General features: G+C 67.9%; 15 protein-coding genes. 8 read left to right on the top strand and 7 right to left on the bottom strand.

From position 1 onward, the window contains the following. Positions 1 to 69: 69 nt before the first annotated feature. A complete protein-coding gene (locus ASE72_RS03925; RefSeq protein WP_056016899.1) occupies positions 70 to 2,481 on the top strand; it encodes an ABC transporter permease in 2,412 nt (803 codons plus the stop codon). A gap of 10 nt (positions 2,482 to 2,491) precedes the next feature. Continuing rightward, the gene (locus ASE72_RS03920) at positions 2,492 to 4,888 is read left to right on the top strand and encodes an FtsX-like permease family protein (protein ID WP_056018888.1); all 2,397 of its coding nucleotides are present in this window, start codon (positions 2,492 to 2,494) and stop codon (positions 4,886 to 4,888) included. Positions 4,889 to 4,896: 8 nt separating this feature from the next. On the opposite strand, the gene ASE72_RS03915 is transcribed toward ASE72_RS03920, so the two are convergent. Continuing rightward, positions 4,897 to 5,595 (bottom strand): TetR/AcrR family transcriptional regulator, encoded by a 699-nt coding sequence (locus ASE72_RS03915; RefSeq protein WP_056016896.1) that lies wholly within the window; start codon positions 5,593 to 5,595, stop codon positions 4,897 to 4,899. A 148-nt stretch (positions 5,596 to 5,743) separates the two neighbouring features. Between ASE72_RS03915 and ASE72_RS03910 the strand changes: the two genes are divergently transcribed. Further along, positions 5,744 to 8,113 (top strand): TonB-dependent receptor, encoded by a 2,370-nt coding sequence (locus ASE72_RS03910; protein WP_056018884.1) that lies wholly within the window; start codon positions 5,744 to 5,746, stop codon positions 8,111 to 8,113. A gap of 50 nt (positions 8,114 to 8,163) precedes the next feature. Continuing rightward, positions 8,164 to 9,441 (top strand): spinster family MFS transporter, encoded by a 1,278-nt coding sequence (locus ASE72_RS03905; RefSeq protein WP_056016893.1) that lies wholly within the window; start codon positions 8,164 to 8,166, stop codon positions 9,439 to 9,441. Positions 9,442 to 9,473: 32 nt separating this feature from the next. Here ASE72_RS03905 and ASE72_RS03900 read toward each other — a convergent pair whose 3' ends face one another. The 4 genes from ASE72_RS03900 to ASE72_RS03885 form a co-directional block, all read right to left on the bottom strand. Further along, complete coding sequence (locus ASE72_RS03900; protein WP_056016890.1) at positions 9,474 to 9,716, bottom strand: hypothetical protein; 243 nt, start codon at positions 9,714 to 9,716, stop codon at positions 9,474 to 9,476. Beyond that, positions 9,713 to 10,186, bottom strand: coding sequence for a hypothetical protein (locus ASE72_RS03895; protein ID WP_056016887.1), 474 nt, complete (start codon positions 10,184 to 10,186; stop codon positions 9,713 to 9,715). Before ASE72_RS03895 ends, ASE72_RS03900 begins: the two co-directional genes overlap by 4 nt. 69 nt (positions 10,187 to 10,255) lie before the next feature. After that, positions 10,256 to 10,831 carry a hypothetical protein gene (locus tag ASE72_RS03890; protein ID WP_056016884.1) on the bottom strand — a complete coding sequence of 192 codons (576 nt, stop codon included), beginning with the start codon at positions 10,829 to 10,831 and terminating at the stop codon, positions 10,256 to 10,258. A 229-nt stretch (positions 10,832 to 11,060) separates the two neighbouring features. Further along, positions 11,061 to 13,211 (bottom strand): FecR family protein, encoded by a 2,151-nt coding sequence (locus ASE72_RS03885; protein WP_056016881.1) that lies wholly within the window; start codon positions 13,209 to 13,211, stop codon positions 11,061 to 11,063. Between the two features lie 158 nt (positions 13,212 to 13,369). Here ASE72_RS03885 and ASE72_RS03880 point away from each other — a divergent pair, with 158 nt between their 5' ends. The 3 genes from ASE72_RS03880 (at position 13,370) to ASE72_RS03870 (ending at position 18,313) form a co-directional block, all read left to right on the top strand. Further along, positions 13,370 to 15,025: a ShlB/FhaC/HecB family hemolysin secretion/activation protein gene (locus ASE72_RS03880; protein ID WP_235532215.1), complete on the top strand. Its 1,656-nt coding sequence runs from the start codon at positions 13,370 to 13,372 to the stop codon at positions 15,023 to 15,025. Positions 15,026 to 15,073: 48 nt separating this feature from the next. Beyond that, a complete protein-coding gene (locus tag ASE72_RS03875) occupies positions 15,074 to 17,338 on the top strand; it encodes a putative bifunctional diguanylate cyclase/phosphodiesterase (RefSeq protein WP_056016879.1) in 2,265 nt (754 codons plus the stop codon). Between the two features lie 105 nt (positions 17,339 to 17,443). Continuing rightward, positions 17,444 to 18,313, top strand: coding sequence for an endonuclease/exonuclease/phosphatase family protein (locus ASE72_RS03870; protein WP_056016876.1), 870 nt, complete (start codon positions 17,444 to 17,446; stop codon positions 18,311 to 18,313). A 33-nt stretch (positions 18,314 to 18,346) separates the two neighbouring features. Here ASE72_RS03870 and ASE72_RS03865 read toward each other — a convergent pair whose 3' ends face one another. Next, the gene (locus ASE72_RS03865) at positions 18,347 to 19,474 is read right to left on the bottom strand and encodes a serine hydrolase domain-containing protein (protein WP_056018879.1); all 1,128 of its coding nucleotides are present in this window, start codon (positions 19,472 to 19,474) and stop codon (positions 18,347 to 18,349) included. Between the two features lie 482 nt (positions 19,475 to 19,956). Here ASE72_RS03865 and ASE72_RS03860 point away from each other — a divergent pair, with 482 nt between their 5' ends. Continuing rightward, a complete protein-coding gene (locus ASE72_RS03860) occupies positions 19,957 to 22,848 on the top strand; it encodes a TonB-dependent receptor (protein ID WP_056016875.1) in 2,892 nt (963 codons plus the stop codon). A 66-nt stretch (positions 22,849 to 22,914) separates the two neighbouring features. On the opposite strand, the gene ASE72_RS03855 is transcribed toward ASE72_RS03860, so the two are convergent. Further along, positions 22,915 to 24,012: an alkaline phosphatase gene (locus ASE72_RS03855; RefSeq protein WP_082445769.1), complete on the bottom strand. Its 1,098-nt coding sequence runs from the start codon at positions 24,010 to 24,012 to the stop codon at positions 22,915 to 22,917. Between the last annotated feature and the right edge of the window lie 209 nt (positions 24,013 to 24,221).

Below are 24,221 nucleotides of genomic sequence, written 5' to 3'. Positions count from 1 at the left end.
TGCTCGTCCGCCATCTCGCCGCGACCAAGCCGTCCCCCAAGCCCTCCGGCGACGCCTGAAGGACCCGCCATGTCCGCTCTCACCAGCCTCTATCGCTCGGCGACGCGCCATCGCCTGTTCGCGCTGCTCAACATCGGCGGGCTCGCGCTCGGCATCGCGGTGTTCCTCGTGCTGGCGACGTTTGTGCGCAACGAATGGAGCTTCGATCGCAGCCTGCCGGGCTGGGACAAGGTCTGGATCATGCAGGAGCAGTATTTCCGCCCGGGGGATCCGCCCTATGCGATGCCCTATACGAGCGGTGGCGAGCTCGACCTGTTGCGAAGCGACTTTCCCGGGCTGAAGGGCGCCCGCTACAACGGCATCACCGGGATCGTCCTCAGGGGCGACGCCGCAACCAAAGAGCGGCTGGCCACCGTCGATCCTGAGTTCTTCGATCTGTTTCCGTTTCCCGTGCTGGCCGGAAACATCGGCACGACGCTCGCCGACCCGAACGGGATCGTGATCACGCGCGACGTATCGGCGCGGTATTTCGGCACCGGGTCGGCGATCGGCCAGACGCTGCCGCTCATGCTCAACGGCGTTCGCTACCGCTACCGCGTCGGCGCGGTGCTGAAGGATCTGCCGGAGAATACGAGCATCGCCAGCCAGATGTTCGTGCCGCTCGTCCGATCGCGGTTCGCCGATGCGAATTTCGACCATTGGGGCAGCACGTCGTTGATGACCTATCTGCAATTCCCCGACGCCGGTGCGGCCAGGGTGTTCGAACGGCAGCTTCCCGCTTTCCTGAAACGCCGCGTGACGGGCGAGAACCGCGAGACGATGATCGGGGGGCAATATCGCCAGACGCTGCTGGCCCGGTCAGAGATGCGGTTGAGCTACGATTATTACCGCGCGTTCGTCACGACGCTGGGGCTGATCGGCGTCCTGACGCTGCTGATCGCGATCGTGAACTATGTGAACCTCGCGACGGCGCGCGCCGGGTTGCGCGCGCGCGAGGTCGCCGTGCGAAAAGTGCTGGGCGGCACGCGGCGTATGCTGGTGCGGCAGTTTCTGGTGGAATCGATCGCGACCGTTGCGCTGGCCGCGCTGATCGGACTGGCGCTCGCCGAGATCGCGCTGCCGTTCTTTTCGTTCGGCGGTGGGCTGAAGGCGACGATGCACTATTGGGGCGCGGACGGCGTGCTGATCCTGCTCGTCCCGCTGACGATCGCCGTCGGCATCGTTGCCGGACTTTACCCTGCCGTCGTCCTCGCCACGTTCCAGCCGGCCGCGGTGCTCGCCTCGGCCCGCGCCCCGGGCGGCGGGCGGACCGGCGCGCGCGTGCGCTCCGCGCTGGTCGTCGTGCAGTTCGCGATCGCGATCGCCTTTGCGATCGGAACGAGCGTGATGATCGGCCAGATCGCGCATGTCCGCGATGCGGCGGTCGGCTTCCAGCGCGACGGACTGGTCCTCGTCCGATCGTTCGCGGATCGTTCGCTGGCGCCCGCGCAGAAGGCGGAACTGCTTGATGCTTTCGCCAAGCTACCGGGCATTTCGGGCGTCGCGGTGGCGGACGATGCACCCGGCGACCAGAATTCGACGAACAGTTCGACGCTGTACCGGCCGAAAATGCCCGACCGGCGCCCGCCCGTGACAACGATCACCGTCGGGCCAGGCTATTTCACCACCTATGGTGCGCGATTGCTGGCGGGCCGGTGGCTCGATCCCGCGCGCGGTGGCGACGAAGCCGGCGCAGATCCGGACACGTGCCGAACGAACGTCATCCTCAATGCGGCAGCGGTGCACGAACTTGGCTTTGCCAACCCGCAGGACGCAATCGGCCAGCGGGTCGAGGGCAAGGGATCGCTGATGGTCGTCGGCGTGGTCGGCGATATCCGGTTCCAGTCGCCGCGCGTCCCCGTGCCGCCAAGCGCGTATTTTCTGTCGCGCCGCGACATCTCCGACGCGTTCGCCAGTCTGCGCTATACGGGCAGCGATCCCCGCATCGTGGTCGACCGGATCGAGCGCGTCTGGAAACGGATCGCGCCGGCGGTTCCGTACGACGCGCGCACGGTCGAGCAGAACATGTATGATCAACTCTACAAGTTCGACGACCAGAATGCGCGGCTGTTCACGATCGGGGCTGCGCTGGCGATCCTGATCGGGTGCGTCGGGCTGTACGGGCTGGCGGCGTTCGACACCGCGCGGCGCGTCAAGGAAATCGGCATTCGCAAGACGCTGGGCGCATCGACGGCGGACGTGCTGACGCTGCTGATCGGGCAGTTCCTGCGGCCGGTGCTGCTCGCCAATCTGATCGCCTGGCCGATCGCGTTCGTCGTGATGCGCCGGTGGCTCGCCTTCTTCGACGACCGGATCGCGCTGTCGCCGGCGTTCTTCGTCGGTGCGTCGCTGGCCGCGGTGCTGATCGCGAGCGCCACCGTCTTTGGCCAGGCGTGGCGCGTCGCGCGTGCCGAACCCGCGCGCGCGCTGCGCCACGAATAGGATCATCGCCATGCATTCCGCACTGCTGACGCTGTACCGATCGCTGACGCGGCATCGGCTGTATGCTATCCTGAACATCGGCGGGCTCGCGCTGGGCATCGCGGTGTTCCTGGTGCTGTTCCTCTTCGTGCGGTTCGAGACGGGCTATGACCGCGTGCTGCCGGGATGGGAGCGGGTGTGGAAGGTGGAGCGCAGCATCCAGTTTCCGGGCAATCCGCGGATCCAGATCCCCTCGTCGCCCGAGCTGCTCCCGCAGCTCAGGGCCGCGTTTCCCGGGCTCGTCGGCGTGCGGATGACACCGTACGACACCGCCACGGTGGTGACGGGGCAGAGCAGCGCCACCGCCAGGCTGGCGCTGGTCGATCCAGGCTATTTCCGGATCTTTCCGTCGCCGGTCCTGGAGGGCGATGTCACGGGCACGCTCGCACGCCCCGACGGCATCGTCGTCACGCGCATGGTCGCCGAGACCTATTTCGGCAGGGCCAGCGCGCTGGGTCGTACGTTGACGGTCGCGCGCGACGGCAAGCCCGCTGTCTACCGGATCGGTGCGGTGATCGCGAACCTGCCCGCGAACACGACCTATGTCAGCGATATGTTCGCGGCGATGCCCGCGCGGCCCGCCGTCGACGAACAATCCGCCGGCTACGGCGTGACGACCTTCCTCGCGTTGCCCGATGCCGCGAGCGCGCAGCGGATCGCCAGCTTCATCCGTCGCCACCCCGATCCGCGCTTCAACGCGGACAGCATCGAGTTCCTGACCGAGGACATCACGCCGCTCGCCGACGTGCATCTCGCGGACGGGCGCAGCCGGACGGTCGTGACCGTCCTCGGCACCGTGGGCGCGGTCGCGTTGCTGCTGGCGATGCTCAACTATGTGAACCTGGCGACTGCGCGGGCAGGGATGCGCGCGCGCGAGATCGCGATGCGCAAGGTGCTGGGGGCGACGCGCGGCATGCTGGTCGTCCAGTTGCTTGGCGAAGCGCTGGTCGCCGTGACGCTGTCGGCGCTGGTCGGCCTGACGCTGGCGGAGATCGCGCTCCCCTTCGTCAACGCGACCGGCGGGACGGGTCTCACGCTCGTCTATTGGGGCGCGCGATCGATCCTGCCCCCGCTTGCCGCGCTGGTCGTGCTCGTGACGCTGCTCGCAGGCTTCTACCCCGCCTTCGTGATTTCGCGGTTCCAGCCAGCCGGGGTGCTCGCCGCGGCGCAGACTCCGGGGGGTGACCGCGCCGGGGCCCGCGTCCGCAAGGCGTTGGTCGTGCTGCAGTTCGCGATCGCGACGAGTTTGATGATCGGCACGGCGGTGCTCGTCGCGCAGGCCCGCCACGTCCAGAATGCCGATATCGGCTTCGGTCGCGATGGCCTCATCATCGTCAACGGGTTTGGCGACCGCGCGCTCGATCCGGCGCAGAGGGCCGAACTCGCGACCGCGATCCGCGCCATTCCAGGCGTGGCGGCCGTGACGACGAGCGGCATCGTGCCCGGCGGCGGGAGCTTCGCGATCGGCAAGATGCACCGCGCGGGGGCGACCGGCGAACCGCCGATGATCGTCCAGGGCACGGTCGGAGACGCCTTTTTCGAGACCTATCGCGCGAGACTGCACGCGGGGCGGCTGTTCGATCCCGCGCGCTTCGCGCTCGATATCGGCAATGGCGAGAAGGATCCGGCCGATCGAGTGCCAAATGTGATCCTCAACCGCACCGCGGTCCGCAGGCTGGGGTTTGCACGCCCCGCGGATGCGATCGATCAGGTGGTGGCGCGCGATACCGGCGCGGTTCGGATCGTCGGTGTCGTCGACGACATGCGGTTCGGCACGCCGCGCGATCCGGTCGATGCGCTGGCCTATAGCTACCGGCCCGATGGCGGCTATCGCGCGGTTCAGGTCGTCCGGACTGCGGGCGATCCGGCGCCGGTGCTCGCGCGCATCGAGACGCTGTGGCACCGGATCGCGCCGGCGGTGCCCCCGGCCGCGGTGACGGTCGATCAGAAACTCTACGAATCCTTCTATCGCCAGGACGTCCAGCGATCGCGGCTGTTCATGATCGGCGCGGTGCTCGCGGTCGCGATCGGGTGTATCGGCCTCTACGGCCTCGCCGCGTTCGACACCGCGCGCCGGATCCGGGAGATCGGGATCCGCAAGGCGCTGGGCGCGTCGACGACGGACGTGCTGATGCTGCTGATCGGCCAGTTCCTGACGCCCGTCCTGATCGCCGGGGTCATCGCGGTCCCCGTCGCCTATATCGCGATGCAGCGCTGGCTGGCGGGGTTCGACGACCGCGTCGCGCTGTCGCCGTGGCTGTTCGTCGCGGCGATCCTGGTTGCAGGTTGCATCGCGGTGGCGACGATCTTCAGCCAGACATGGCGCGTCGCACGCAGCGAGCCCGCGCGTGCGCTGCGCCACGAATGAGACCGGCGCTACGGAACGTCGCGGGCCTGCGGCTCGTAGGCGCGGTCGGCATCCGGCGGCGAGCGATCCGCGGGGCTGCGCAGGATGCCGTCGCGCAGCATCCGCGCGACGACGCCGGCGATGTCGTCGGGCGTCCCGTCCTCGCTCCACACGCCGTAGCGGAGTCCGAGGAAGACGTTCATCCCCATGATCGCCCAGCCGTGGATCTCGCCGACGTCGCCCGTGACCTCGCCGCGCTCCGCTGCGTTTCGCAGGCGGCGCGTGATGCGGTCGGCGGTGGTCGCGTAGTGGAGGCGGAAGCTGGCGGGATCGACGAATTCGGATTCGTCGATGATCCGGTAGATCTCCTTGTGCTGGCGGACGAAGGTGATGAACTCGCGCAGCCCCGCCTGCTCGGCGGCAACCTGGTCGGGCGCGGACAGGATCGCCGGGGCGACCTGATCGCGTACCTGGTCCGACATGTCGCGGACGAGCGCGCGGAACACCGCGTCCTTCGACTCGAAATAGGTGTAGAAGCTGCCGAGCGCGACGCCGGCGCGGCGCGTGATGTCGCTGATCGATGCCTGGTGAAACCCGTTGTCGCCGAATTCGATCGCGGCGGCGTCGAGGATCGCGCGCATCGTCCGGCGGCCACGCTCTGTCCGCGGGGCCTTGCTGTCGCCGGTGGCCGCCGGGTCTGACGGCGTCGTCTCCTGCGCCTTCGCCATTCTGTCTGCCTCGATACACAAGTTGAATACTGGTTCAGGTTTCAGTATAGACTCGAACCAAGGCGCACAACCCGGATCATACCGGGCGCATCAAGCGGGCGCCGCAGGAGGGGATGACACCGTGGCACAGCCGAAATCCGTGATGATCATGTTGAACGCCGGGGTCGCACTCGCCGCTTTGCTGGGCGGATCCGCGTCCGCGCAGACGCAACCCGCCGCCGGCGCCGCAGACGCCGCGCAGGCCACGCAGACCACGCAGGCCACGCAGGCGGGGCCCGCCGCCGACGAGGCCGGGATCGATGGCGATATCGTCGTCACCGCGCGCCGCCGCGAGGAACGGCTGCTCGACGTGCCGATCGCGATCACCGCGTTCACGGGCGCGCAGCTCGAGGCGTCGGGCGCGCTCGACGTCACCGACCTTGCCGCCGTCACGCCCAACGTCACGCTCGAGACCTCGCGCGGCACCAATTCGACGCTCACCGCCTTCATCCGCGGCGTCGGCCAGCAGGATCCCGTCGCGGGGTTCGAGGCGGGCGTCGGCATCTATCTCGACGACGTCTATCTCAACCGCCCGCAGGCCGCGGTGCTCGATATCTACGACGTCGAGCGGATCGAGGTGCTGCGCGGGCCGCAGGGGACGCTTTATGGTCGCAACACGATCGGCGGCGCGGTGAAATACGTGACCCGCCGGATCGGCTCGGACCCGACGCTGAGCATCCGGGGCACCTATGGCAGCTATGACCAGGCGGACGGCGTCATCAGCGCGAGCACGCCGATCGGCGACACGGGATTCCGGATCGGCGGCGCAGTCGCACGGCTGAGCCGCGGCGGGTTCGGCACCAACCTCACCACGGGACAGGACAATTACAACAAGGACTTCTGGGGCGCGCGCGGCACGCTGCAATATGAGGCGGGCGACAGCGCGTTCTTCCGCCTGTCGGGGGATTATACCAAGGACGACAGCAACCCGCGCGGCGGGCACCGGCTGATCCCGGGGCTGGTTTCAAGGACGCCGGTGCTGTCCGACGTGTTCGACAGCCGCGGGGGACTGGTCGCACCGAAGCAGTCGGTCGAGGCCTATGGCGGTTCGCTCTTCGCCGAACTCAAGCCCGCCGCGTATCTGACGCTGCGCAGCATCACCGGCTATCGCAAGGACGACAGCGCGACGCCGATCGATTTCGACGCGCTGCCCGCGGTCGATGTCGACGTCCCCGCCTTTTACAATAACGAGCAGTTCAGCCAGGAGGTGCAGCTGCTGGTCGATGCCGGGCCGTTCAACATGCTGGCGGGGCTCTATTATCTCGATGCCAAGGCACGCACCGTGTTCGACGTGCGGTTGCCGGGGACGGTGACCGCGCTGACCTTCGGCGATGTCCGGACCAATACGGTGGCGGTCTTCGGCGATGCCACGCTCGACGTGACGCCGATGCTCAGCGTATCGGTCGGCGGCCGCTATACCTGGGACGATCGCATGTCGCAGGTGCAGCGCAACGTGTATCTCGGCGCGTCGCCCTTCTTCGGCGGCACGACCGCGCCGATCGCACGGCAAACCGACTTCCGCGGGACCGCGAGCTTTGCCAAGTTCACGCCGCGCGCGTCCGTCAGCTTCAAGCCCGATGCGAACAACACGCTGTATGCGAGCTGGTCGAAGGGGTTCAAGGGCGGCGGGTTCGATCCGCGCGGCGTCGGCACCGCGGCACCCGATTTGAACGGCAACGGCATCACCGGTGCCGGCGGCGACCGGCAGGATATTTACAACTTCCTGTCGTTCGGGCCCGAGAGCGTCGAGAGCTATGAGGCGGGATACAAGGCGTCGCTGTTCGACCGCCGGCTGACGCTCGCGGTGGCGGGGTTCCATTCGAAATATACCGATGTGCAGGTGCCCGGATCGGTCGGGGCCACCGTCGGCGGAATCCAGACCTTCATCGGCATCACGACCAATGCGGGTCGCGCGCGGATCAACGGTGTCGAAGGCGAGGCCAATCTGACGGTCGCCGAAGGGATCGCGGGGACCGGCGACCGGGTCAATCTGTCGGGCACGATCGGCTATCTCGATGCCAAATACACGCGCTTCATCGATTCACGCGGGATCAATGTCGCCGCCAATCGCAGGTTCCAGAACACACCCGACCTGACCGCAAGCGGGACGCTCGCCTATCATGTCCCGGTCGGCGCCGCGGGTGCGATCGATGCGAGCACGACCTTGTCCTATCGCAGCGATTCGCAGCAGTTCGAGCTCCGCACGCCGCTGCTCGACCAGCCGGCCTATGCGCTGCTCGACGCGAACCTTGTCTATACGATCGACGCGCGCTTCTCGATCGGGGTGCACGGCAAGAACCTGACCAACAAGCGCTATGTCGTGTCGGGCTATAATTTCCTGCTGCAGAACCCCGATACCGGCGACTATCTGCGCACGGCGGCGGGCGCGTTGCGGCCATCGCTCGGCAGCGACGGCGTGCTGACCGCCTATTACGGCAACCCGCGTCAGGTCTTTGCGACCCTCACCGCGAAATTCTGATGGAGCGCAAACGGGGGCGGGTGATCGCCCTGCGTTTGCTGGAGTAGAATATGGCGAGTCCTATCCCGGCGGCCCCGCGCGAGGGCCGCCGCTATCGCGTGACGGCGCTCGTCATGCTGTTGCTGGTCTACACGTTCAACTTCGTCGACCGGCAGATCCTCGGCATCCTCGCGCCGACGATCAAGACCGACCTGGCACTGACCGATACGCAGCTGGGCCTGCTGGGCGGGCTGGCGTTCGCGTTGCTGTATTCGACGCTGGCGATCCCGCTCGCGTGGCTCGCGGACCGGACGAGCCGGACCTGGGTGATCACGCTGTCGCTCGCGGTGTGGAGCGCGTTCACCGCGTTGTGCGGCGTGGCGGGCAGTTTCGCGCAGCTGTTCGCGTTCCGCGTTGGCGTGGGGGTAGGCGAGGCGGGGGGCGTCGCGCCCTCCTATGCGGTGATCGCGGACACGTTCGCGCCCGACCGCCGTGCGCGCGCGCTGGCGGTCTATTCGCTCGGCATCCCGCTCGGGTCGGCGGCCGGCGTGATGCTCGGCGGCTATATCGCGACGTCGATCGACTGGCGGACCGCGTTCGTCGCGGTCGGTGTCGCGGGGCTGGTGCTAGCGCCGGTGTTTCGGCTGTGCGTGCGCGAGCCGGTCCGCGGGTCCGATTCCCGCGACCGCGAACCTGTCCGCCGCGTGTTCGGGATCCTCGCGCGCAAGCCGAGCTTCTGGCTGCTCGCGTTCGGCGCCTCGGCGAGTTCGATGCTGGGTTATGGCCTGGCCTTCTGGCTGCCGTCGCTGATGCAGCGGAGCTTCGGGCTCGACCTGATCGAGACCGCGCAATTCTATGGCGGCGTGTTGTTGCTGGGGGGTGTTGCGGGCGTCCTGCTCGGCGGCGTGCTCGGCGACCGGCTGGGCGCGCGCGATCGGCGGATGTACGCGCGCGTCCCCGCGATCGCGTTCGTCATCGCGGTGCCGCTGTTCGCCGCGGGGATCCTGTCGTCCTCGGTGACGGCGGCGTTCGTCTTCTTCCTCGTGCCCCAGGCGCTCGCCTATGTCTGGCTCGCGCCCGTCATCACGGCGATCCAGCATCTGGTCCCCGGGCATATGCGTGCCACCGCATCGGCGACGTTCCTGCTGATCAACAACCTGATCGGTCTTGGCGGCGGCAGTTTCGCGCTCGGCGCACTCTCGGACACGCTTGCCGCGCGCTATGGCGACGAAGCGCTGCGCTATGCGATGCTCGCGGGGCTCGTGCTGTACCTGGTCGCGGCGTTGCTGATGTGGCTGGCATCGACGCCGCTCCGCCGCGACTGGGTCGATCCCGAACGCCTGCGCTGACGGCAGCGCGGGGACGGGCGTGCTATCGCGCGTCAGTGACTGCGCCGGCGCATGCGCGCGGCGTGGACGACGTCGATGGTGTGGCCGTGGCCGCGACGTTCCGCGCGGACGATCTGCCCGACGCGTTTGCCGTGGATCATCAGCGGCAGGCCGAGCAATGCGAGCGGGAAGACGACGATCATCAACGGCGACCCGTCGACTGCCCCGCACAGCGCGCAGGCGGTAGCGGTCAGCGCAAGGCCGCCGGCTTTCCATCGCAGGTCGCGCCGCGTCATGCCGCGCACCTCCAGGCGGCACCGGATACGCGATCGTCGATCACGAGATGACCCGCAGCCGCCAGCAGCCGCGCGGTGCTGCCGTCGTTGTCGTCGGCGGCGTGACGGTCGTGGCAGAGCAGGATGTCCGCCGGGACATCGGCTTCGCGGGCCAGCGCCTGCGTGATGTCGGCGCGTTCGAAGCTGAGCCCGATCGCAGGGTCGTCCAGCCGGGCCGCGGCAGCGCGCGCGCGACCGATCAGCGGGGCGGCGTCGTCGATGCCGTGTCCCTCGATCGCGGTGAACCCGAGCGCACGCGCGTGGCGCACGGCCGCGATCAGCAGCGTCCCGCACGCGCAGTCGGCATCGACGATCCGGACGGCGTGACGGTGCCGCTCGCGCATCGCCGCCAGCGCCGCCGCGATCCGCGGCCAGCGCGGGTCGCATCGTGCCGTGCGGCATAGGCCAGGTCTTGTGATGATGACTGTCATGTCCGTGTCCCGCTCAGGCCGCGCGCCGCGGCCCGTGTGATCGGGCGTCCAGCCGCCCGCGGACCCGAGTTACGAACCGCGGCATAGCGATTCGAGAGCGATTTCGGGAAACCCCATAGTGCCGGCATAGTGGCCGCAACGGCTCGTCGCATTTCGCCGTGTCGTCGCTACAGCCAGCGCGTCCGGCGGACCGAACGCGGCGCGATCGGATCGGCCGTCGACACGTTCGGCGATCGATGCGCAGAAACCGCGCGGTGGGCGAGCGTCGGTGCGTTCGGTGCCAGCCAGCCGAGACGCAGGCACACGCTCGGCACCCGCGGTTTGCGACGCGAGCCGTGCGGGGTCTGTCATATCGATGGCTTTCGCGGTCTCGATCGGCAGGATGACGTCATGGGTCCGGGGCTGCCACCGTTCGCTGACCTTGATCTGGTCGAACAGATGGTGGCCGAGCGCCGCCATCGCGCTGCCCGCGCTCGCTGCGAGAAGACCAAACGCGGCGAGCGCAAAGGCAAGCGCGTCGACGGTGTCCGGGGAGAGCGGCATCGCGCACAGCCGCGACAGCGCGGTGTACGCTATCCCGCAGAGAAGAAGTCCCGATGCGCGCAAGCCGAGATCCGCTCGCCGCGACCGATGCCACGCCGCCATGCCGCACTCCTTGTCGTGGCACCCCAGCTATCGGGCGCGGCATAGCAATTCGAGATCGATTCCGATGTTCCGCGTAGCGCCTGCATAGTGTGGCGCGCTTTCCTGCCGATGCTGCGGAGGATCGGCGCGGGCGTGGCGCCGCGGTCCGCCGGCCGGGTCCGATCGGCAAAAGTCACCGCGTTTCGTGCCGCGGGCTGCCCTCAGGCAACCCGCGGTGATCAAGCGCGCGTTACAGCTTGAACTTCTTGAGCGCCTCGAGCGCGGCCTTCGCGGCGGCATCGGCTCGCTTGAGCAGGTCCCTGGCGGCGTCGTCGGCGCCCTTGGCGGCGTCGTCGGCCGCCTTCTTCGCGCCCTTTGCGGCATCGTCCTGCTGCTTGGCGAGGTCCGCCGCGGCCTTGGCGGCGTCCTGGGCGGCTTCACGGGCCGCCTTCTCCGCATCCTTCGCCGCCTGGTCGCGTCCGTTCTTCGCCGCCTCCTCGGCGGCCTTGGCGGCATCCTTCCCGGCCTCTTCCGCGTCCTTGTCGGATGCGGCCTTCGCAGCATCCCGCGCCGCCTTTTCGGCATCCGCGCGCGCGGCATCGGCCGCTGCCTTCGCAGCCTTTTCGGCGGCCTGGGCTGCGTCCTTCGCGGCCTTCTCGGCATCCCTGGCGGCGTCGCGCGCGATCTTGTCGGCGCTGTCCTTGGCGGCCTTTTCCGCGGTTCTCGATGCTTCCGCGGCCTGGTCGGCGGCCGCCTTGGCCGCGTCCCTTGCCGTTTTGTCGATTTCCGCCTGCCGCGATGCGGTCGCGGCCGCCGCGGCGTCGCTCGCCGCCTTCGCAGCGTCTGCCGCCGCCTTCTGTGCTGCCGCCTGCGTCGCGGCGTCGTCGGAGTCGCGCGCGGCCGCCGCAGCGGCGTCCGCAGCCCTGGCGGCAGCGGCGGCTGCGCTCGCGGCGACGGCATCGGCGGCCGACTTCGCCGCATGATCCGCATCCGCGGCGGCGGCCAGTTCGCTTGCCCGGCGCGCATCCTCCGCCGCCTTGGCCGCGGTGGCCGTCGCCACGCGCGCGGCCTGTTCGGCGGACGAATCGGCGGCGGCCCTGGCGGCGTCCTCCGCCGCGCGTGCCGCCATCGCCGCATCGGCGTCGGCTGCAGCCTTGGCTGCCGCCTTTGCCGCGGCATCGGCCTGCGCCGCGGCAGCCTGCTGCGATGCATCGGCCGCGGCCTTGACCGCGGCGTCGGCCTGCGCCTGCGCCGCCATCTTGGCGGCTTCGCTCGCATCCTGCGCGGCCTTGGCCTTCGCCGCGGCGTCGTTCGCGCGCAGGGCTGCGCTGGCGGCTTCCTCGCTCGCGCGGTCGGCGGAGGCCTTCGACTCCGCGGCGGCGGTTGCCGCCTCGTTTTGGCGCGTCGCCGCCGACGCGGCGACCGTCTGCGCATCGGTCACCGCGGTCGTCTCGACGGCGACCTGCACCGCCTTGACGGCGGACGTCGACGCTTCGGTCACGGTCCTGCTGATGCTCGCGACGTCCGCGAGGTCGGCAAGCGCGTTGCCGCCAAGCGTGCCGGTGACGAGGCCCGCGGTCGTCGATGCCAGCGAGACGGGTGTCTCGTACACCGCGGCCATGACACCGGGGGTGGCGATCGCCGATCCGGGCGCGTCTGCGGCGATCGCGATCTGATCGGCGGGTGGGGCCGCAAGCGTGGTGGTGGGGGTGGGGGTGGCGAGCGCCGGGGTGGCGAGCGCCGGCGTCGTCGTGCTGTCGTCCGGGGCAGTGGTGCCGCTAGGCGCGGTGACGATCGGACCGGCCGTGTCTCCCGATGCGGGCATCGCCGGCGACACGAGCGTCCGCATGATGCCGTTCGTCTGAACCTGCATGCGATACATGTTGTCCGCGCCGACGCGCGCGATCGAGCCGGGGCGCAGCATGTCATGCGCGCCGCCATCGCCCGTCGCCACGTCGACCGCGCCTTCGAGCACCTGGACGGCGGCACCCTGCGGGCTCACCCCGATGCTGAAGGTCGTGCCCTTCACGACGGCGGCGAGATAGGGCGTCTTGACCTCGAAATGCGGCGTCATCTGCTTCTTGATCATGAAGACGACATGGCCGAAATCCTCGAACACGCGCGTGAATCCCGTCGCCTGCTCCTCGACCGGGAGACGAAGCTGCGACGCCGAGGCGACCATCATGAACTCGGTGCCGCGGACGAGGACCGCGCGGCCGCCGGGGCCCGTCGTGACGACGTCGCCCGGTGCGATCGCATTCCCCCGCGTCGCGACACGCGTGATGCCGGCATGCGACACGCGCACCGCGCCACTCGTTTCGCTGATCGTCCAGCTCGGCTGCTTGCCGATCGCGGCCGTTGAACAGCCGGCAACCAACAACGCCAGTATCCGCTTACGCATTACATCCCCCGCGGGCGCGCTCCGCCCATTCCGGGTCTATCGTCGGATCATCATTACCGGTGCGTTCAGCGGGAAGGTAAATCGCGCGTTAGGGTCAAGAAAAGCAACCATTTGCAAACGCTTGCTCACTAGTCAGCGGTCGAATGACACGAGAGAACATGATGCGCCGCACGCTGGTCGCCGCAACGCTGACCGCAGCAGGCGCGTGCGCCGCGACGCCGGCAATCGCCCAGGTCCGGCTGGATCGGGCGGACCCGACAATCACCGAACAGGCACTGCCCAAGCCGGCGCCCGTACCCGCCGCGGGACCACCCGGCGTGGCCCAGGAAACGACAGCGCCGGTCAGCACGATTGCCGCGCCGTCGCAGGTCGCGACCGCCATCGTCGTCGACGGAAACGAGCGCGTGGCGACCAGCGCCTTCGCGCCCGCGTTGGTCCCCTATATCGGCCGGCAGCTGACCGCGGCCGATCTCTCGACGCTGGCCGGCGCGGTTGCGGGGATCGCGCGCGGTGCGGGCTATCCGTTCGCCAGCGCGTCGATCCCCGTCCAGTCGATGCGCGACGGCGTGCTGCACATCACGCTTGACGAGGGGGCGATCGCCGCGGTGCGCGTGATCGGTGCGACCAGCCCGCTGGCCGACCGGATCCTGACCGATGCGCTGGTCGCCGGTGGGCCGGCCCGTCGCGAGACGCTGGAACGCGCGATCCTTCTGGTGGGCGATATTCCCGGGATCACCGTCACCAGCAGCAAATATATCCGCCAGAACGGTTTTGGCATTCTTCTCGTCACGATCGCGCAGGACAGCGCGTTTGCCTATCTGCAGGTCGACAATCGCGGCAGCGCCGAGGTTGGGCCGATCCGTGCGACGATGCTGGCCAATCTGCGCAGCATCGCGCAGTCGGGCGACGAACTCCGCTTCATCGCTGCCGCGACGCCCGTCGAGCCGAGCGAGTTCGCGTTCTTCCGCGCGCTGTACGCGGCACCCGTCGATTCGCATGGCAGCGTGGTCACGGTGTCAGGCTCCTATGGTCGCGCCAACCCGGGAGCCTCGCTCAAGCCGCTCGACGTCGTCGGGAACAGCGTCGATGCGGCGATCGGCTATGCCACGCCGCTGATGCGAAGCCGCGCGCGGAGCGTCTGGGCGACGGTCGAGCTGCGCGCGCTGAAAAGCGACCAGACGCTGCTGGGGACGATGCTCCGCAACGATCGACTGGCGACGATCACCGGCGCGATCAACGGGACGGGCAAGCTCGGACCGGGCATCCTGCGCGGTGAGGTCGCGATGGTCGGCGGGCTGCCGCTCGACGGGGTCAGCCACGAAGGCGACCTGCGGACGTCGCGCGCGGACGGCGACGCGCGGTTCGTCACCTGGGGCTACACGATGGACTGGTCCGCGGATATCACCGGGCCGTTCGCGATCGCGCTCGCCTCGTCGGGCCAGCTTGCCTCGCGCCCGCTGCTCGCCACGGCCGAGATCGGCGCGGGCGGGCCGGGGTTCGGACGCGCCTATGATTATGCCGAGCGGACGGGCGACCAGGGCATGCTCGGCTCGGCCGAACTGCGCGCCAATTTCGGGCGCGTGAAGGGCGGGCTCGACCGGATGCAGCTCTATGGCTTTGTCGACGGGGGCTATGTCGACAATCTCCGGAACGGCATCGGCGGCGGTTCGCTGCTGTCGACGGGGACGGGGGCCCGGCTCGGCTACGGGACGCTCGACGGGATGATCGAGGTCGCGTTTCCGCTCAACGAGGACCGGTTCGATACCGAGACGAAGCGCCCGCGCGTGTCGTTCCGGCTTTCGCGGAGTTTCTGATCGGTGGGCACCAGCGTCTTGCGGACCGGATGGCGGCCGTCTTCGTGGGTGATATGCCTCCTCGTCCTCGCCGCGGGCTATCTGACGATGGTGACCGCGACCGGCGCGGCGATCGACCGCGTGCTGATGCCGATGCGCTTCGGCGTGGTCGATCGCCAGGCGAGCGGCAAGGTCGCGATCGTCGAGATGGACGCCGACAGCGCGGCGGCGATCGCGCGCTGGCCCTGGTCGCGGTCGCATTATGCCGCGGTGGTGGATCGTCTGCGCAAGGCGGGGGCCGCGTCGATCGTGTTCGACGTCGATTTCTCGTCGCCCTCCGATGCGGCGGGGGATCGTGCGCTCGCCGCGTCGCTTTCGCGTGCGGACGGGCGCGTCGCGCTGCCGACGTTCGGCCAGGTCGCGGGGAGCGACGACCAGCGCACGATCGACGCGCTGCCGATCCCGATGCTGCGCGATCATGCGATTCTGGCATCGGTAAGCATCCGTCCGGATCCCGATGGCCAGGTCCGCAACATGACGATGGCGACCGTGACCGCAGGCCAGCCGCGACCGTCGCTGTCAGCGTTCATCGCGGCACGATCGGGCGCGGTGGACCAGGAATTCCCGATCGACATGTCGATCGATCCGAGCACGATCCCGCGCCTCAGCTTCGTCGCCGTCCGCGATGGCCGCTTCGACGCGTCGCGCGTCCGGGGGCGCAACGTCCTGGTCGGCGCGACCGCGATCGAGATGGGCGACCGGTACGGGACGCCGCAATGGGGCGTCATACCGGGCGTCGTCGTCCAGGCGCTCGCCGCCGAGACGCTGATCCGCGGCGTGCCGTCCTATGGCTCGCCGCTGCTCGTCTTCCTGCTCGCCGCGATCGTCGTCTGCGTGATGCTGCGGTTCCGGACCACGATCGGGAGCACGGTCGTGATGGGCGTGAGCCTGTGCGTCCTGATCCTCGGCGTGCTGCTGGCACAGCAGTATCTTCTCATAACCTATCCGATCGCCACCGCGGCGTTGATGATGGTGTTGACGGGCATGGCCTGTCTCGTCCGCGACGTGATCGGTCGGTTCAAGCGACAGCGTTCGGTCGACGAGGCGACGGGTCTTCCCAACAGCCGCCAGCTGCTCGACTTGTCGAATCGCGGCGAGACGATCGTCCTCGCGGTGGCGCAGATCGGCAATTACGATCCGCTGCGCGCGGTTCTGGGCGAGCGCGGAACCGCCGATGTCGTCCTTCGCGTGAGCGAGCGGCTCGCGCTCGTCGGGGAACGCGGCCAGGTCTACCGCATGTCGGATCCGCAGCTCGCCTTCTGCCTGCCGCTCGACCAGTCGATCGACGACGCGCTCCACGGGCTGCGCACGATCATGCTGCAGCAGGTCGAGGTCGGCGGGCGGCGGGTCGATGTCGCGATGACGATCGGGATCGCGACGGGGCCCTGCGCGGAGATGGAACGGGTGATCGCCGACGCGTCGCTCGCAGCCGAGGATGCGCGCGCGTCCGACCTGTTCTGGAAACGCGCGCAGACCGACATCGTCGGCCTCGAACGGTCGATCTCGCTCATGGGCGAACTCGACGATGCGATTGCCAGCGGTCAGGTCGAGGTGTTCTACCAGCCCAAATACGACCTTCGCGAGACGTGCATCACGAGCGTCGAGGCGCTGGTCCGGTGGCGTCATCCGTCGCGCGGGTTCGTCGGCCCCGACCTGTTCATTCCGGTCGCGGAAAAGACCAACCGGATCGCGCCGCTCACGCTTCACGTCCTGTCGCACGTGATCCGGGACCTCGCCGTCCTGCGCGCGCAGCACCCGCAGCTGACCGCCGCCATCAACATCTCGGCCAAGCTGCTGTCCTCGTCGTCGTTCAACACTGAGGTCGAGCGGCTGATCGCGGCCGCCGGGACGCCGGCATCCGCGCTGGTGTTCGAGGTGACCGAATCCGCGGCGATGGCCGATACCAACAAGGCGGTCGCCGCGTTGCACCGTTATCGCGCGCTCGGCATCGCGGTGTCGATGGACGATTACGGGACCGGTCAATCGACGCTCAGCTATCTGCGCCAGCTGCCGCTCAACGAGCTGAAGATCGACCGGAGCTTCGTCCAGCATGCGCACCAGAATCCGGATGACGCGATCCTTGTCCGATCGACGATCGAACTCGCGCACAGGCTGGGCCTGAAAGTCGTCGCGGAGGGCGTCGAGGATGACGCCTGCTTCGAATTCCTCCGCACGTCGGGCTGCGACATGATCCAGGGCTATCTCATCAGCAAGCCGGTGCCGTTGCAAAGCCTGGCGACGATATTGGGGAGTCATTACCGGTACGCCGCCTGATCGACACAGCCGCCGAATGTGTCATCGCCGCGCCATCATCGGGTGTATAGGACAGGATGCGGCTCCGTCGCGTTTGTGCATCGCTGTCCTGCCGGGAGTTGCTTCATGCCGTTCAAGATCCTGCGCGTCGCCGCGCTGCTGACGTTCACGCTTGCCAGCGCGGTTGCGGCGCATGCGCCCGACGCTGCGAAGGCGCGACCGCATGTCCGGCTGCCCATCCGCGTCATGACGTTCAACGTCCGCTATCCGAGCAAGGACGATGGTCCCAATGTCTGGGCCAAGCGTCGCGCGGTCTTCGTGCAGACGATCGCCGCGGCACGGCCCGACGTGATCGGCACGCAGGAGCTGTTCGCCTCGCAGGGGGCCGATATCGTCCGCGCGCTGCCCGGCTATGCGTGGTTCGGGCGCGACCGCCGGGGTGGCCATGCCGACGAGCATATGGGGATATTCTATCGCCGCGACCGGCTGACGCTCATCCGGCACGGCGATTACTGGCTGTCGGACACGCCGTCGGTGGTCGGCAGCATGGCGTGGGATGCCAATTTGCCGCGAACGGTCAACTGGGGCGTCTTCGAGACCCGCGATCCGGCGCGGCGGCAGTTCGTCGTGTTCGACACGCATTTCGCGCATCGCGACGAGGATGATGGCGCGCGCGAACGCTCCGCACGCCTGGTCCTTGAGCAGCTTGCGCCGATCGCCGGCACGCTGCCGGTGGTGCTGACGGGTGACATGAACGCGACGCCCGACAGCAAGGCCTATCATATCCTCGCGGACCGCCTGACCGACGCCTGGGTGGCAGCGCCGACCCGCCGCGGCCCGGCGATGACCTTCCACAATTTCACCGGGGTCGCGGATCGCCGGATCGACTATATCTTCACGCGCGGGTTCACGCCGGTTCGCGCGACGGTGCGGACCGACCATGTCGGGCCACGCTACGCATCCGATCACTTCCCCGTGGTCGCCGACCTCGAATAGTTCCCGGGCTGCGTCGCGGCCGGTGGCGCGATCCTACCGCGGTGCCGCGCGAAGATACTGGTCGGCGATCGTGTCGATCAGGTCCTGCGGATTGGCGCCGACGAGGTTGGTCATCACGATCACCGCGAGATCGTCGTCGGGATAGACGAAGAACGCCGCCCGGCCGCCGCCGATACCGCCGACCGCGCGACGCTTCGTCCCGGCGAGGATCGGCCAGCCCATCGCCCAGATGTTCGCCGTGCCGTCGTTGAGCCTGTCGGGTTGCCACAGGCGGTCGATGCTGGCCCGCATGGCGAGAAGTCGCCCGTCCTGCAGCGCGATGATCCAGCGCGCGAGATCGTCGGCGGTGGTGTAAAGCCCGGCCCCCGCGCGCGTCGACACGGGGATGTCGTCGATCCAGTGGTACAGCGCGCGCGGATCCGGCGCGGCGTCGCTGCGTCCCGCATGATCGCGGATATACGCATCCGCGCGGCCGGGGACGATGTCGTACCCGTCGCCGAACCGCGCATGCGCCATGTTGGCAGGCGTGAACTGATGCTCGGTCAGGAAGTGCACGAACGAAACCCCACTCACGGTCTCGATGACGCGGCCGAGCAGCAGATAGTTGGTCTGGTTATAGGCGAATGCCGCGCCGGTTTTGCCGTCCATCGGAAGCGTCTGCACCTTGGCCCAGGCATCCGCATCGCTGCCGCCCCCGACCAGCCCCTTCTCGTCGACGATGTTCGGCAGACCCGATGCGTGCGCCAGCAGGTGACGGATCCGCACGCCGCGCCATGCCGCGGGCAGGCCGTCGAGGTAGCGTGATACCGGACTTTCGAGATCGACCTTGCCCGCCTCGACGAGCTGCATGATCGCGAGGCCGGTAAACGACTTGGTCGCCGAATTGATCGGGAACAGTGTCTGGCGAGTCGCCGCGACGTGCTGCTCGACATCGGCAACGCCGTACGCCTCGGACATCACGATACGGCCATGGACGATGACGGCGACCTGAAGCGCGGGGATGTGCCGTTCCGCCATGCTCGCCTTCAGCAGCGTGCGGGTCCGGTCGTTCGCCCGCGCGATCGTCGCCGATGTCTGCACCGTCGCCGCGGGGGCAGCGCTAGGCGCGTTTCCAGCGAGAGCCAGCCCCAGCAGCAGCACCAGACGCGCGCGCGACGACATGATTTCGTTCCTCATCCGGAATGACCATGGCCGAGGTATGTGGCGCCGCGTCGGTCGTCAACGATCGCGGCGTGTCGAACGCGGGGTTTGTACCGGTCCGACGGATCGTGTCGCCGCAGCTGCCGCTCGTGTCGGAATGTAATCCTTTACATGATGCGTTTCTCACAATAACCAATGGACAAAGGTGACGCCAAGACGTCGCGAAAGGAGAGGTGAGCATGATCGCAGCACATGCGGGGATCAGCGTAGCACGCATGGCGATTCGATGGGATCGGCCAAGGCCAGTTCCTTAATAGCTCGCGGCTTGCGCGTGATTCGCGCGATCTCATCGCTATCATGAATTGCGACATCGCTTGGCCGAAGCCACGCATGCGCGCTGCATAACTGCACGTTTCTTTGAATGATCAACAATCGGGCGATCAAGAAACCGAAACAACCATAAATCAATGGACTCAACGGGGTCCGATACTGGGAGAAGAACCATGAGGCTGTATTCCGCACGCGTCTGTCTGCTGCTCGGCAGCATCATCGCGACGACCCCCGCGCTGGCGCAGGACGTAACCGCGCCCACCGCAGGCGCGGTGCAGGACAGCGCCGCCGCGACCCCGCAGGACCCGACTTCGACCGCCGCCGAACCCGGCCAGGACAATCCCGCCGCCGCCGGCGAGGAGATCGTCGTCACGGGCATCCGCAGCAGCCTTGCCAATTCGGCGCGCGTCAAGCGCGACGCGCAGCAGATCGTCGACAGCATCAGCGCGGAGGACGTCGGCAAATTCCCCGATTCCAACATCGCCGAATCGCTCCAGCGCATCACCGGCGTCGCGATCGACCGGTCGGGCGGCGAGGGCCAGTTCATCACCGTTCGTGGCCTGGGGCCCGAATTCAACACCGTGCTGGTCAACGGCCGCGTCATGGCGACCGACAATGCGGGGCGCGAATTCTCGTTCGACGTGCTGTCGTCGAACATGATCCAGCGTACCGACGTGTTCAAGTCGAACGTGCCCGAGCTTCAGGAAGGCGGCATCGGGGCCACGGTCAACATCATCACCGCGCGCCCGCTGGCCGGACGCGACGGCTTCCATTTCGCGGGGTCGGCGGGTGCGATCTACGACACGCTGCGGGAAAAGGCGGGGCCGGACGCATCGGCCACCGCATCGTGGACCAACACCGACAAGACCTTCGGCGTCGTGTTGTCGGGATCCTATACCAAGCGCAAGAACCAGGATGATTCGATCGGGATCGACGGCTGGATCAACGGACGTCCCGACGTCATCTCGGTGATCGGCGGCGCGCCGACGCTGATCACGGGCGCTGACTCGCGGTACCCGGTGGCGGGCAACGTCAACGTTCCCCAGAGCCTCTATTACCAGCGCACGCAGGAATCGCGCGAGCGGATCAACCTTGCCGGCGCGGTGCAGTTCAAGCCGCGCGACAATCTCGAGATCACGATCGACGGCGTCTATTCGAAGTTCAACGTGTCGGGCGTGGTCCGCAAGATGGATAACTTCCTCGCCGCGCCCTATTACCAGCCGACGTTCGACGCCAACAACACCGCGACCGGGCTGGGCATGATCGGCGGCGACTTCATCGCGCAGAACCCGCAGTTCCTCGCGGACAATCGCGACCGGCTGACCAACAACGGCCTCAACGCCAAGATCGACCATGTCTACAACCTGACCAACCGCAAGTCGGAAAGCTATCAGTTCGGCGGCAACATCAAGTGGAACCCTGCCGAGGACGTCGAGGTGCGCGTCGACGCGTCGGTCACGGGCGCGAAACGCGTTTCGCCGAACCAGTATCTCGTCATCGGCGCGCTGCTGCCATACAGCTATCAGTTCGATCTGAACGCGGGGCAGGGGCTGCCGACCGCGTCGTTCAACAACGCGATCATCAATGATCCCGACCAGATGCGGCTGCATTACATGGGGATCGACAGCAACCGCTCGCGCGATCGCGGTTCCGAGTTCCATCTCGACACCAAGTACGACGTGCAGGACTCGGTGCTGAAGAACGTGCTGATCGGCGGGTCGTACACGCAGCGGCGCAAGATCAACCGGTCGTTCAACAACAGCGATTCGAACTGCACCTATTGCGGGTACCAGGTGCCGATCGCCTCGGGCATTCTCGAATCGTACGACTGGCGCGATCTGCTTGGCGGGGGGCGCAATATCCCGCCATCGGTCTTCCAGTTCGATCCGTCGGCGTTCCTTGCCTATCTGAACGACCCCGCCACGCTGTCGATCCCCACCAACGGCCGCACCCCCGAGCAGCAGGCCGCGTACGCGCAACAGGTGCTCGCGCTGCCGGGCGGGCCGTTCGGCGTGCGCGAACAGCTTCGCGGCACGGTCAACGTGCAGGAGAAGCTGGCTGCGGGTTATATCAGCATGCAGTTCGGCGGCGAGCGCTGGGCAGGCAATGTCGGCGTGCGCGTCGTCAAGACCGACGTCGTGTCGTCGGGCTTCGATACGCCCGTCACGAATATCGCCAACACGCCGGGCGACGATACGCTGCAATATACCTATGGCCCCGCGACGCCGGTGACGGTGCGCAACAGCTATGTCAACGCGCTGCCCTCGGCGAACATCCGGTTCAACCTCACCGAGAAATTGCTCGCCCGTGCCGCATTCTCGCAGACCGTCACGCGTCCGACGCTGACCGATCTTGGCGTCAACAACGACTTCGGCGGGCGCATCTCGGTGCCGCAGTCGAGCGGCGGCAACCCGAACCTGCTGCCGTTCCGGTCGACCAACTACGACGCCTCGGTCGAATGGTACGTGACCCCGGTCAGCTATTTCAGCGTCGGCGGGTTCTACAAGGACCTCAGCGACTTCCTCGAACTGCAGACGCTGCCGGTGAACCGGTTCGGCCGCGTGTTCCAGGACACGCGCACGCGCAACGGGCAGAGCGGCTATATCCGCGGCGTCGAGGTGGGCGCGCAATATGCGTTCGACTGGCTTCCGGGCTTCGCCTCGGGCTTCGGCGTGACCGGCAACTACACCTATGTCGACAGCAAGGTGGAACGCGACCAGACGCTGGCCGACTATGATTGCGGGTATAACGGCTTGTCGCCGCATTCGGCCAACGGCAGCATCTTCTACGAGAAATACGGCATCTCGGCGCGCACGTCGTATAATTGGCGGTCGGATTACCTGCGCCAATGCCGGTCGAGCCAGGGTCGCCCGCGCAACCGTTCCTCGTACGGCCAGCTCGACTTCAACGTCGCCTATGACCTGACCGCGAACTTCCAGGTCTATGTCCAGGGCGTCAACGTCCTCAACGAGCGCGTCGACGAATGGTCGGCGGTCGAGGACCGGTTCCTGCTGCTTCAGGAAACGGGCCCGCGCTACAATTTCGGCGTACGCGTGAAGTTCTGATCGTCACGACCACGGCCGGGCGAGGCGCGCCCGGTCGTGGAACGGCGCGCCAGCGTGGCGCGCGAATTACTTGTCCTTCTTCCAGCCGAATGCCGACAGCATGATGTCGAAGAGACGCGTGTTGGGCATGAAGCCCCGGACCTTGTCCGCGCCGGGGCCGCTCGCCGCGACGACGACTTCCTCGCCGGTATGGCCGGGTTCGACGCTGATCACCGACTTCGCAGCAGGATCATATTGCGTCGCAAGCGGCGTCGCGCGCGCGCCGCCGGTCATCCGCAGACCGAAGCTGTGGTCCGCGGTGAACAGGATCAGCGTGTCCTTGCCGGCAACCGCGCTGATCCGGCGGATCATGTCGTCCATCTCGACGACATGCCGCAGCCCTGCCTTGGGGTCGTCGGTATGCATGTCCCATTCGACCATCAGGAAATAGCCCTTCGGGTTGCGCGAAAGCTGCGCGACGGTCGCCTCCACCGCGGGAAGCGGCGCGAAGTCGGCGTCGCGCAGCACGGCAGTCCGCGGTGCCTGGCCGACCAGCGCGGGATCCTCGCCGAACCGGTAGCCGGCGGTCCTGAACGCCTGTTCCGCGCTCGTCCCCGGGCCGGCGAAGGCGGCGACGGCGTCGGCGTGGCCCTTGCCGATCAGGATGTCGACGCCATCGCCGAAGCGGGGCTTGAGCATCTGGTGGAATATCTCGCGCTTGTCCGCGCGCGCGGCGACATGCGCAAAGGTCGCGGCGGGGGTCGCGTCCCAGATGTTCATGTTGGTGACGACGCCCGTCGACAGCCCGCGCTGCTCGGCATATTCGAGCAGCGTCTTGACCGGCATCGCGCGGCCGCCCGGTCCGGACGGCGTGCTCGACACCATCGCGTTGTTCGTCTTGTGCCCCGTCATGATCGCGGTCATCCCGGCGGCGGAATCGGTCACCCATTTATCGAGCGCGGAGGTATCCGACAGCGCGACGTTGGGCATCGACTGGATGAACAGCGATTGCGGCCGATCGTGCGCGAGGATCCCCGCGGCGCCAAGCGTGGACAGCCCGCCCGCGTCGCCGAGGAACAGGATGACGTTGCGCGCCTCCTGCGCCGCGGCGGGCGTGCTGCAGACCGCGAGCATCGCACCCGCCAGCGCCGTACCGCTTAAGGCTTTGTAAAACAGCTGTATCATAGCAGAGGTCCTTGCAGGGGGGCCGGTTGCCCAGCCCGTCGCCGGGTCGTTTGGCGGATGTGTCGGGTCGCGCGGACACGCCGCGGTTTCGGGCGCGCGATGGGGGAGCGGTCGCAGGCGTCGTCGACGATCTCGGCGAATAGGAACTGGGGCGCGATCACGGCGACAAACTCTGAACTGAACTGGCGACGCCCGGCGTGTAGGCGTGA

Source organism: Sphingomonas sp. Leaf20 (genome assembly GCF_001421535.1).
Classification (GTDB): domain Bacteria; phylum Pseudomonadota; class Alphaproteobacteria; order Sphingomonadales; family Sphingomonadaceae; genus Sphingomonas.
This window is presented reverse-complemented; position numbering and strand designations above follow the sequence as displayed.

What these genes read in the sequence shown, in the direction of transcription:
- ASE72_RS03910 (WP_056018884.1), top strand. Translation starts at nt 5,744, where the DNA reads ATGTTGAACGCCGGGGTCGCACTCGCCGCTTTGCTGGGCGGATCCGCG.
- ASE72_RS03885 (WP_056016881.1), bottom strand. Translation starts at nt 13,211, where the DNA reads ATGCGTAAGCGGATACTGGCGTTGTTGGTTGCCGGCTGTTCAACGGCC.
- ASE72_RS03920 (WP_056018888.1), top strand. Translation starts at nt 2,492, where the DNA reads ATGCATTCCGCACTGCTGACGCTGTACCGATCGCTGACGCGGCATCGG.
- ASE72_RS03865 (WP_056018879.1), bottom strand. Translation starts at nt 19,474, where the DNA reads ATGTCGTCGCGCGCGCGTCTGGTGCTGCTGCTGGGGCTGGCTCTCGCT.
- ASE72_RS03925 (WP_056016899.1), top strand. Translation starts at nt 70, where the DNA reads ATGTCCGCTCTCACCAGCCTCTATCGCTCGGCGACGCGCCATCGCCTG.
- ASE72_RS03900 (WP_056016890.1), bottom strand. Translation starts at nt 9,716, where the DNA reads ATGACGCGGCGCGACCTGCGATGGAAAGCCGGCGGCCTTGCGCTGACC.
- ASE72_RS03880 (WP_235532215.1), top strand. Translation starts at nt 13,370, where the DNA reads ATGATGCGCCGCACGCTGGTCGCCGCAACGCTGACCGCAGCAGGCGCG.
- ASE72_RS03860 (WP_056016875.1), top strand. Translation starts at nt 19,957, where the DNA reads ATGAGGCTGTATTCCGCACGCGTCTGTCTGCTGCTCGGCAGCATCATC.
- ASE72_RS03915 (WP_056016896.1), bottom strand. Translation starts at nt 5,595, where the DNA reads ATGGCGAAGGCGCAGGAGACGACGCCGTCAGACCCGGCGGCCACCGGC.
- ASE72_RS03870 (WP_056016876.1), top strand. Translation starts at nt 17,444, where the DNA reads ATGCCGTTCAAGATCCTGCGCGTCGCCGCGCTGCTGACGTTCACGCTT.
- ASE72_RS03895 (WP_056016887.1), bottom strand. Translation starts at nt 10,186, where the DNA reads ATGACAGTCATCATCACAAGACCTGGCCTATGCCGCACGGCACGATGC.
- ASE72_RS03855 (WP_082445769.1), bottom strand. Translation starts at nt 24,012, where the DNA reads ATGATACAGCTGTTTTACAAAGCCTTAAGCGGTACGGCGCTGGCGGGT.
- ASE72_RS03890 (WP_056016884.1), bottom strand. Translation starts at nt 10,831, where the DNA reads ATGGCGGCGTGGCATCGGTCGCGGCGAGCGGATCTCGGCTTGCGCGCA.
- ASE72_RS03905 (WP_056016893.1), top strand. Translation starts at nt 8,164, where the DNA reads ATGGCGAGTCCTATCCCGGCGGCCCCGCGCGAGGGCCGCCGCTATCGC.